The following is a 9,382-nucleotide window of genomic DNA, read 5'->3' on the forward strand; positions in this document are numbered from 1 at the left end:
GCTAGCTTATCGATCTGTTCAAGGTCCTACTCCTAGGGATCAGCGGCTGTCCTCAATAGGTTTCATCGTGGCGTAATTCCGATGGGGGACCATGCCGTGACTGATCGAGAAACCAATTACAGGAGAGCAATTATGCTCGACTCGCTCTGTTACTGTGGATACTGTTATCGGTATGGATTCCACTCGTAGACAGTTTCACCATCATCTGTCTCGGAGGCTTGATAATTGACTGAGTGGTCCCAGCCACCATGTCGCCAGAGCTGATCGAACGTCTTCCGCATCACATCCGGGACATCGACATCTGGATTGTCGATTTGGACGCGATTCAACCGTATCTCGTCCTCGGTGAAAGGTCGCACATTGCTGGGTGGTCGGTTTGATCCACTTGGTCGGGAAAGTGTGTACCCCTCGGCACCCAGTATGCTGACGTACACATAGTAGGGCGGGTAGATGTCTGCTTCGTCAAACGTCCCGAGAGCAGTGTGAACGAAGTTCGCTATGAGCCGATCAATAGATGTCCGGAGTTGGGGGTTGTCGCTAGGATACAGAGCTGTGAAGATACCTTCAGTCCATCCGTCCCGATGGATAGCAGTGTATCGCTCCCTCTCGGTGCCATCATGGAAGCGTCGATTATTTTCGGTTATCTTCACCTTCGGTCGTGTTACAGCGTATGCATCACGTTTTTCGAACTGAGGTGGGTGGGGGAGGTCGCCTGCATACCGGTCGTGATGGTCGTCGACGGCTTCCTGAGGAATGACATGGACGACAACTAAGGCAGGGTCCTCGACAATTGTCCCATCGGGAGCTTGTCGCCGCTTCACACGATCCAGCAAATCCTCATAGAGATCATCTACTTCTGACTCAATGTCTACGAACGGTCGATTGGGGTCGACACGGAGGTGTTCCCGGATCAGATCGTTGTTCTCACGATCGCCCACCAAGCTGTTCCGGATTTTCGAGAAGTCCCAAACCGTCGTGGGGATTCCCCATTCCTCGTGGAGCTCCTCTTCAACCCGATCCCGTTTGGTCGTACTGGGGTCTTGTGTTGTGGCGAAAATGTAGAAGTCAAAGTCACGATCGAAGTTCTCAACAGCTGTTTCGATGTCGTCGTGGGCTTTCCCGACCCAATTGTCTTTCTGCACGGAGCAATGAAGGATCCCGTCTCGGTCACCATCCACGAGGAAGGCGTCGCGACCGCCATCGGGACCGCTTGTCCCCGTTGGATCCACTGTGTATCCTTCCCGCTCCAATAAATCGTGCATCAACCGCTCAAACCGGTCACTGCCTACTGTTTGGAGAGCGACCTCAATTCGGCTGTTCGACATAGTTGTGTATACTCTTTGTTTTAGTTAGTTGTATTGACTTCTTTGAGGATATCGACTTGAACGCTGCTTCCGAGCTGAAGACGCCGTTATATCCTATTTGCAGGGCCATTGTATCTACGGTATTCCCCTGCTGTAGCAACTCTTCTCGTGCAGTCATACGAGGATGCTAACTCGGGATTTACCTATTTGTTCCATCGGTGGAGATTCCCAACCAATTGGAATTTCCAACCCGACCACTATTCACACACTTCATTCTTCCCTCCTCAGATACATCAGATATCGTAGTCACCACAGAGCCGTCACGTTTGGAACATCAGCAATCTCAGATATGGCAGATATATCAGTAAGGGAAGTCGGCCACCACTGAGCTATCTATCTCATTCTCAGATACCTCAGATACATCAGTTATCTCAGTTTCGCTACTTACGGACCAGCTATCAATTATCTCAGATACCGTAGTGAGATGGCGTGTTTACGGGAATAGTGTTAGATGCGTCAGATATCTCAGATATACCAGATAGACACCCGAGAACTTCTCAACCTGTCTCATCCCTCGATCAGTCCTACCAGATACGTCAGATACAGCAGGTACGTCTGACAAACAATTATATCAGACGCCTCAGATACATAGGTCATATGACGCAGATAATCGCCATCTCAAATCAAGCCGGTGGGGTCGGAAAGACCACTACCACCATCAACCTCGGTGGTGCGCTCGCGAACCAAGGCCACGATGTCCTCCTCATTGATGCCGACCCGCAGGGAACCCTCACCGAAGGCACGGGCTTCCGTGACCTCTACGATCAGAAGATCCCATCTCTCCACCAAGTGATGGTCGAACCAACACGCACTGAGGAGATCAATGAGATCATCGAGCATCACGACGAATTCGACGTCATTCCGTCCAACAAAGCAATGGACGGGCTCAAAGATATGCTCGTCACTCAAGTCGCAAACAGCGAAATGCGACTCAAAATTGCCGTCGACGAGCTTGACCAAGACTATGACTTCATCCTCATTGACTGCCCGCCCGATCTCAGCCAAATCCTTGATAATGCCCTCCTCACCGCCGAACAAGTCCTCATCCCCGTTGAACCAACCCGACGTTCCATCCGTGCGATCGAGAAGATGAACGAGGAGATTGCCTACCTCTCAAACAGTTTCCCGGGCCAAATCGACACCATCGATATCCTCGGGATTGTCATTAACGCCGTCGAGAGCGTCCAGAACAACGATACTAAGCAGATGATCGAGTTCTTCAATGACGCACCATATGACGTCTTTCAGGTGCCTGAGCGCGTCGCCATCCGGCGTGCTTGGAACAACGGCGTCTCCATCTTCCTCCACGAAGACGACGCGAAGACCGAGGACGCACGCGAAGCCTACACCGAGATCGCGAAAATGCTCGAACGGCACACTACGGAGGTGGAAGCATGAGCAGCAACGACGGCGATGATGACCTCGAGGAGCGGAAAAGCGACGTTTGGAGTATGGACGAAGTTCGAGGCGGCGGTACAGAGACGAAAGACACAGAAGATACCTCAGAAACAGCCGACAAAGAATCAACATCCACCACGTCCGATACCGCAGAACCCACAGACATCTCAGATACATCAGAAACTGAAGATACCTCAGATATATCTGGCGACGAACCCACGTCCACTACGTCCGATACCGGAAGCAACGAAGACACAGCAGATACGTTAGACACACCAGACACGTCAGATGAGACCGACGACACTGCTGTGGAAGCCGATGGAGAGACCGTCCGGCAGATGGCACTCGACGCAGACGCGAAGGGCCTTGTTGTTCGCGACCTTCACAACGTGAACGTCTACCTCTACGAGAGCGTCTATCAGGAGATGCGTGTGAAGTACAAGGAACTCGATACCGAGTATTTCGCCGCACACGGCGAAGATCTTTCGAAGAACAAGGACTTCTTCAACGCCGTCTTCCGGGCCGGACTCCAAAGCCCTCAGCTGAAAGAAGAACTCGAGATCGACTGACCGCAGCCAGCGAACGTCTTCTCAGGAAAAGCGAGGGAAAACGCTCGTATTCCCTTGATTCAGGTCTTGGCGTATCCTATTACTACGTCACTGGACAGCGGTGTCCTCTGCGAATAAGCCCTCAAGATCCTCTCGCATCTCTTCGCGGCGATGCCGGCGCTTCTCCGCTTCTGAGAGGTAGTTATCCAACACGACCTCCGTCGACTTCGACCCCTGCTCCTCAGCGACATCGGCAAACCGCTCGGCCACACGACGCACTGCCTCCCCGTACGCCGTGTACCAGTACCGTCGCCCCATTTTCGGCGTCGGGATCTCCCCATCGACAGTCACTCCAGCGCGTTCTGCGAGGTTCTTGAACCGACGCCGAATCGTCGACGTCGACAGGTGCCCGCTCTCCGCCGACGAAGACGGGAACACGGCGCCCATCCAATCGTCACCGGCCTCCTCGACGACGGCGTCGATCCGTGCGGTTGCATCTTCGAGACCCGTGAGGAGTGCGACCGTCCCGGGCCCGTTCTTCCGCTCACTCCCGAATTCGATGTACGGTCCGGCCTCCGTGTCGTCTTCTGGTGGGTCGAGAACCAGCTGGTCGACGCGGAGCGACGCAACCTCGCTCGGTCGAAGCCCCCACCCGCAGACCCCGATCACGATGAGGCAGTCGACCGGATCGGTGGCTGTCTGATAGAGTGTTCGTATCTGATCAGCCTCAAGAGCCTGGTTATCCCATTCAGGCGTCGAATCCCACCCAAAGCGACGTTCCAGCTGGTCGGTTGGGTTGTGACGTGCACCCTTGAACGTCACCTGATGGGTGTAGAACTGCCGAACTTCCTGGACGTACTTCCGTCGCGATGCGTGCGTTGTCAGCGTATCCTCGCGGCGACGCAGGACGTCGAACGTATCTGCGACACGATCCATCTCGTCGGCCCGTGCAGCGTCGTCGTGAAGCGATCCGAGCAGATCGTCGGTGCCATTGACGTCCTTGTACGTCCGGACGTACAGGCGGAGCGCAGAGCGGCGTGTAGCGACCGTCGACTCCGCCCGCCCCTGCCGATCGCGCAGCTCGACGAGATAGTCCTCGAGGGCTGCACGCGTCTCGTCGTCGTCGACGAAATCAAACGGTCCCTCCTCCGCTTCGGACTCAACCGGAACGCCGATCTCGTCGTAGAAATCCCCTGGTGAGAGGTCGAATCGTCGCGAGAGATGTTTGATGAACCCCGGAAAGTGCGATTCGAGCCACGAATAGGTGGGGGTTTGGTGCTCAGGAGCGAGTCCCTCGGCGCGCATCTGCGGCGTGATCTCGTCGTGGTAGAAGGCTTCGGCGTCCTCGAGCTCCATCGTGCTATAGCGTGGAGTGTCGGTCGTTTCGGTCATAGTGTTCGTGTAGTCGTCGCGGTCGGTGAGAGACTCGAGTGTGAGCGCGAGTGAAATCGCCAGCAGGAGCGGACATGCTCCGTGCAGTAGCGATTCTAAGTCTGGTGGTTTCGGTGGATAGAGCGTTTCGTTCGATTTACTTATAGGTTGTCCTCTACTGTTTTCCACGTGAGAAAACGGTAACCGGACAAAAATCCCCAAAATAATACACGGCAGGAATAAATCGTATGTCGCTATATCTAAACCTAGAGGGCAGAAGTTCCAGAAAGTCGGAGGATGGATTTTGACAAATCATAGTCTGAATGATGTATTTCACAGATGGACTGATTATAACTGGCTAATCACGCCAGTAGCGAGTGTACATTTCGAGAAAATCTAAGGAAGTAAACGCTTAGAACTGCGTATGGGCCATAGCATTGGGCACTGAAACACATTGCAAAAGGGCGGCTCTGCTGAAATCCTATCCTTTAGGCACAAACCAGGTTGAAAAACCCGGTCGCTGAAGACTGCGTATCAAACAATAGGTGCATAACAACGTATTGGGAGTGCAATAGTTTTATTCGTTAGAGATGGTCGTAGTGTTTCCACTTCAATTAGGTCTCGTACTTGCCGGACTTATTCTAATAATCTTATTTATTTCTATATCTTCAATTATAACCGGGCTTATTGTATCAATTGTAACTCTTCCATTTTTATACATCACTGGATACGGATTTCTTCCCCTCCAATGGACACCAGCATATGGAATGGCCCTTCGAAAGAGTATGGTACGGCATATAATATTTGGAACAATCGTGTTTGGCTTAGCGACTGCTGTGGGCATCATTTGGCCAGCAGTGCGTTCAGAAGGTTTTTCTTTGGGGATAGGAATCGTTGGCGTCGAATTGGTAGGTGCTGTAATTGTTCTAACAATTGCCGTTACCTGTAGTGTAGTGGCCTCTGCAAAAGGAGGTGTCCTGACGCGCGAACGAGCAGCTCAGCAGATTCTTCCACTTATTGGTGCTTGGTTCGGGTATCCAATCATCCTGTATGGGTTGTTAGTGTTGGTCGGAATGATAGCAGGAGGTGGTTCCACCTTATGAGGTTTAGAGGTAGTCACCTACTTGTAGTGTGTCTCCTTCTGGCCGGATGTCAAGGCGGGGTTAATCATTCACCGACACCTATGGCCTAAACTTGCCAGCTAAGTCTATCGACTGATTCACAAGCTGCTTTTCATCACCGTATTCCAAACAGTTTGAGACGTTCGTTCAGTAGACTACCTGTACTGACCGCACTGGTGCAACACTTACTGAGAATTTCAACAAATCCAAACTAGGTCGTTTCTTGAGAACTGCTACGCGACTGAGCAATACGTTCGTCCGCGGTTGTGGCCTTTAGCGCGAATGAGGTTGTACCGCTCCATCTTCTGAAGGTAGTTCCGAACAGTCCGGTCGGTCTTCGGGTCGCTTGACTTCTCACGGTATTTCGTGTAGAGGTTGTTTGGTGCAATTTCCTTGTGCTCGGTAATGATGTCGTAGAGTATCTGTTGCTCGTCGGTCAGCGTTTCCACATTCCGCTGTCGGATTTCCGATTTCGCCTTCGGAACCGCTCCCTCAATCACCTCATCAGGAACGGAATTGAGACCTCGTTGGGTAGCCCGACGAGCTGCGACCCGAAGCGTCTCGATTCCAACCCGCGCATCACCAGCCGCCGTTTCCGAAATGAATTCCAATTGTTCTGTGGTCACTGCGTCCCCGTGGAGGCCCCATCGGACACGAGGTTCGAGGATTTGGACGAGTTCGTCGGTACTGTATCGGTCAAAGAAAATGCGAGTCGAAGCACGAAGACGGCTCGTGAGGCGGTCGTTCAACGGGTCGAAGAGTTCCGCTTCTTTGTTCGCAACGAGGATGAGTGAGAGGTTGCGAATCCGTTTGAGGTCGTAGAGAATAGCTTTGTCTTCGAGTTGGTCGACCTCGTCAAGGATGACGACATAGGGCGGGCCGTCATAATTCCGGAGTCGTTCTAGTAACTCGTCTCGCGGAGTGGATTGGCGGTGTACGTCGATGGTGCGGTCGATTCCTTCGAGAATTCGATATAGAGTTTTGAACTTGGAGTAGTCTTCCCAGCAGTTCACGTATTGCGTGTTGATATCCAGGACGGTCTCCCTGAGTTGGTCGGTCATATAGCGGGCGATGCACGTTTTGCCGACTCCGGATGGTCCGTGGAGAAATGTGGTTTCCCCTTGTCCACCCTCTGTGACGGGGTTGAGTGCTGCTTCAATGGTGTTGACCTCGTGAGTTCGGTGGACCACGTCTCGTGGGACGAACTCGGGTTGAAGCACCCGCGCGTTCTGTATCATTACTAACTGGTTTCGATGCCGATTGCAATAAGTGGCAGCGGGTGATTTCCACTTTTCCGATTCCGATTCTTTTGGACTGCTGAAATCCATATCTGTTTCCTTATCGGTTGGGGCAGTGGTGTACCCCAAATCAACCTGAGGAGGAAATCATACTACGGCACAAGGTACTTACTAATGAAAACGAGTCAATATGTATGACCCGACGTGAGCTCCTCGCGGTGATTGCTTCAGGCAGTTGTGGACTCGCTGGATGCACAACGTCTTCTTGCCCTCCCGCACTTCACGCTCAAAAAATCAATCAAAGCGCGTTCAATTCGACTGATGAAGAGGTTTTTTCGTATCAACAATTCTCTGAAAAACGCCAACGAGAGTTCAGGAAAGCACTCGAAACCGGAAATACAGAGATTAATGAGACGAAGGACGAATGGACTTCAACACGATATGTCAATTATAGCGGCGAATACTACAGAACTTCTGTCAGTGTCTGTTAGGTGGTTCAGCTATTGAACGGTTGTTTCACGACGAAACGTGTCTGAAATGGTAGTTACAGCAGGTGCGTAGAGAGTTTTGGAAGTTCTGGAAACGCCACGCCCGTACTTAGCAGGCGTTCTGTAGAGATGCGAATATGGGTAATCTTGACCCAATTGCGTTCGATATTGAAACGTCCGGCTTGGAACCTGGGGCGGTCATCACCGTTGCAGGGCTGGCGACCGAGATGGGTGTGTGGATTGCACTGAATACGGCTGAGAGGTATGCGGATACCGACCGCCTTCAACGAGGTATTGCTGATGAAGTAAGTGCCAACGTTCGGCTCTCTGTGTTTCAGAGTGAGGAGCGTCTCTTGGAGGGGATTCGGGAGTTTTCAAGTGCGGCTATTGATGGAGACCGCCATTATCTCACGGCGTATAATGGTGAGCGGTGGAATGGTGGGTTCGACCTGCCGTTTCTTCGGAGTGCGTGTGTTCGGCAGGAGGTTGTGTGGCCGTTTCCAAACCTTGCGTATGCTGATACAATGGATATGGTGGGACGATTCTATACTGGGGACGTGAACGACCTCGTTGGGGTGTATGAGGCGTTGATTGGTGAGGTAGACTGTGACCCATTCGATGATAGTGAGCGGGCTGTAACGACCTACGAGGAGGGAGATTGGGTACCTTTGCTCTTACACAACATCGCGGATATCCTACGGACTCGTGAGTTGGCTGTCGTCGCTGGTCGCTACGTTCCGAAGTCAGATTTCAAGATGAAGAACCTGAACCCGCCAGATAGGTGAGGCAGTCAATGAGGGGGGTAGGTAATTATCGGTTCTGTGTTGCAGTCAGTACCTGCTGTCGTCGATGGTGAAACCACCAAGGCGTGTTTCAAGCCATCAGGAACCAGCTATTACTCCTCCTCGTCAACTCTGAAATTCTCTCTGTTACGTACTTCCCGCCAATTATCTCGGTTGACGGATTCGTTATTGAAGTATGGGGTTTTTTCTTCAAGAGAGATGATGAACTCCTCTTTCATCTCATCGAAATATTTCCTTGCGTTCTTATACTGTCTATATGATGACACAGCCCCGATTTCATAGAGGCGGTTACGGGCCGTTGCTCCCTTCGGCGTTAAGACGTGGGCGTGAGTCGTCCCCCTGTCACCACTAACCGCTTCAAGGTCAAAGAATCCGACCTCTCGTCCTTCTGCAAGTCGATTCGTGAGAGTTGGACGGCTTATTGAGACTTCTTCAAGCAGTTCCTCGAACCGAGAGCCGAATGGATTAATCTCACAGAGAAGCTCTATTGCTCCTTGCTTAGTGAGGAACTCTCTTACTGATAGTGACACAACTCAGATACAGATTTCAACTCTCATAAATTCCTAACCTGAGTTAATTTTTAACCCAACTTCAGATATTACCTGAGTTAGCGCACTTCCTTCTAGTCGGTTTGACTCGTATCTATCGACCATAGCACAGCCCATCTGTATTGGAAAAGCGGAATTCACACGCTCGAATTTAGTTAAAATCTAACCTTACCACTCTCTCACCAATGGCAGGCGATTCGTCCCCCTCGTTCAATGAGCCATCCGATGTAGCGGTGGCACTCATTGAGCAGGCGGAGGAACTCTGCCCAGTTCACAATCACGTCACGCGTGTCATAGGAAACCTAGATATTTCTGAACAGGCGTTTTCTGACTTGTATACTAAATCGAATCCGAGGGGCTTCGACTTTGACGCGATTATTCGGACGTTCCTCTACCAGAAAATCTGTGCGCTCTTGTGAAGTACATTGTTGGTGAGTCAGAGAACTGCTCGGACAATCTCTTTGAGTGCTTCTCTACCCGGTTTGCGGAGGATTCGTCGCCGA

The 9,382-nt window shown here is 51.7% G+C and carries 9 protein-coding genes; 5 read left to right on the top strand and 4 right to left on the bottom strand.

Features of this window, described 5'->3' with window-relative positions:
* Window positions 1-164: 164 nt before the first annotated feature.
* Window positions 165-1,325 (bottom strand): restriction endonuclease, encoded by a 1,161-nt coding sequence (locus BLU74_RS14625; RefSeq protein WP_089768631.1) that lies wholly within the window; start codon window positions 1,323-1,325, stop codon window positions 165-167.
* Between the two features lie 636 nt (window positions 1,326-1,961).
* Between BLU74_RS14625 and BLU74_RS14630 the strand changes: the two genes are divergently transcribed.
* Together BLU74_RS14630 and BLU74_RS14635 are read left to right on the top strand one after the other, a co-directional pair.
* Complete coding sequence (locus tag BLU74_RS14630; protein ID WP_089768633.1) at window positions 1,962-2,762, top strand: ParA family protein; 801 nt, start codon at window positions 1,962-1,964, stop codon at window positions 2,760-2,762.
* The gene (locus BLU74_RS14635) at window positions 2,759-3,331 is read left to right on the top strand and encodes a DUF8160 family protein (protein WP_089768635.1); all 573 of its coding nucleotides are present in this window, start codon (window positions 2,759-2,761) and stop codon (window positions 3,329-3,331) included. The genes BLU74_RS14630 and BLU74_RS14635 overlap by 4 nt, the downstream gene beginning before the upstream one ends.
* Window positions 3,332-3,418: 87 nt before the next feature.
* Here BLU74_RS14635 and BLU74_RS14640 read toward each other — a convergent pair whose 3' ends face one another.
* The gene (locus BLU74_RS14640; RefSeq protein ID WP_217635388.1) at window positions 3,419-4,666 is read right to left on the bottom strand and encodes a tyrosine-type recombinase/integrase; all 1,248 of its coding nucleotides are present in this window, start codon (window positions 4,664-4,666) and stop codon (window positions 3,419-3,421) included.
* Window positions 4,667-5,271: 605 nt separating this feature from the next.
* Between BLU74_RS14640 and BLU74_RS18590 the strand changes: the two genes are divergently transcribed.
* The gene (locus BLU74_RS18590; RefSeq protein ID WP_139175839.1) at window positions 5,272-5,784 is read left to right on the top strand and encodes a hypothetical protein; all 513 of its coding nucleotides are present in this window, start codon (window positions 5,272-5,274) and stop codon (window positions 5,782-5,784) included.
* A gap of 251 nt (window positions 5,785-6,035) precedes the next feature.
* Here BLU74_RS18590 and BLU74_RS14645 read toward each other — a convergent pair whose 3' ends face one another.
* A complete protein-coding gene (locus BLU74_RS14645; RefSeq protein WP_089768639.1) occupies window positions 6,036-7,040 on the bottom strand; it encodes a Cdc6/Cdc18 family protein in 1,005 nt (334 codons plus the stop codon).
* 625 nt (window positions 7,041-7,665) lie between these two features.
* Between BLU74_RS14645 and BLU74_RS14650 the strand changes: the two genes are divergently transcribed.
* On the top strand, window positions 7,666-8,313 hold the full coding sequence (locus tag BLU74_RS14650) for a 3'-5' exonuclease family protein (RefSeq protein WP_089768641.1): 648 nt from the start codon (window positions 7,666-7,668) through the stop codon (window positions 8,311-8,313).
* A gap of 110 nt (window positions 8,314-8,423) precedes the next feature.
* Here BLU74_RS14650 and BLU74_RS18595 read toward each other — a convergent pair whose 3' ends face one another.
* Complete coding sequence (locus tag BLU74_RS18595; RefSeq protein ID WP_139175841.1) at window positions 8,424-8,861, bottom strand: hypothetical protein; 438 nt, start codon at window positions 8,859-8,861, stop codon at window positions 8,424-8,426.
* A 203-nt stretch (window positions 8,862-9,064) separates the two neighbouring features.
* Here BLU74_RS18595 and BLU74_RS14660 point away from each other — a divergent pair, with 203 nt between their 5' ends.
* Window positions 9,065-9,298: a hypothetical protein gene (locus BLU74_RS14660; RefSeq protein WP_139175843.1), complete on the top strand. Its 234-nt coding sequence runs from the start codon at window positions 9,065-9,067 to the stop codon at window positions 9,296-9,298.
* Window positions 9,299-9,382: the final 84 nt, after the last annotated feature.

It is taken from the genome of Halobellus clavatus, from assembly GCF_900107195.1.
In the GTDB taxonomy this organism is placed as follows: Archaea; Halobacteriota; Halobacteria; order Halobacteriales; family Haloferacaceae; genus Haloquadratum; species Haloquadratum clavatum.

Bases quoted from the DNA above. Each gene is read 5' to 3' on its own strand.
- BLU74_RS14625 (WP_089768631.1), bottom strand. From the start codon at position 1,325: ATGTCGAACAGCCGAATTGAGGTCGCTCTCCAAACAGTAGGCAGTGAC.
- BLU74_RS14635 (WP_089768635.1), top strand. From the start codon at position 2,759: ATGAGCAGCAACGACGGCGATGATGACCTCGAGGAGCGGAAAAGCGAC.
- BLU74_RS18590 (WP_139175839.1), top strand. From the start codon at position 5,272: ATGGTCGTAGTGTTTCCACTTCAATTAGGTCTCGTACTTGCCGGACTT.
- BLU74_RS14650 (WP_089768641.1), top strand. From the start codon at position 7,666: ATGGGTAATCTTGACCCAATTGCGTTCGATATTGAAACGTCCGGCTTG.
- BLU74_RS14660 (WP_139175843.1), top strand. From the start codon at position 9,065: ATGGCAGGCGATTCGTCCCCCTCGTTCAATGAGCCATCCGATGTAGCG.
- BLU74_RS14640 (WP_217635388.1), bottom strand. From the start codon at position 4,666: ATGGAGCTCGAGGACGCCGAAGCCTTCTACCACGACGAGATCACGCCG.
- BLU74_RS14645 (WP_089768639.1), bottom strand. From the start codon at position 7,040: ATGATACAGAACGCGCGGGTGCTTCAACCCGAGTTCGTCCCACGAGAC.
- BLU74_RS14630 (WP_089768633.1), top strand. From the start codon at position 1,962: ATGACGCAGATAATCGCCATCTCAAATCAAGCCGGTGGGGTCGGAAAG.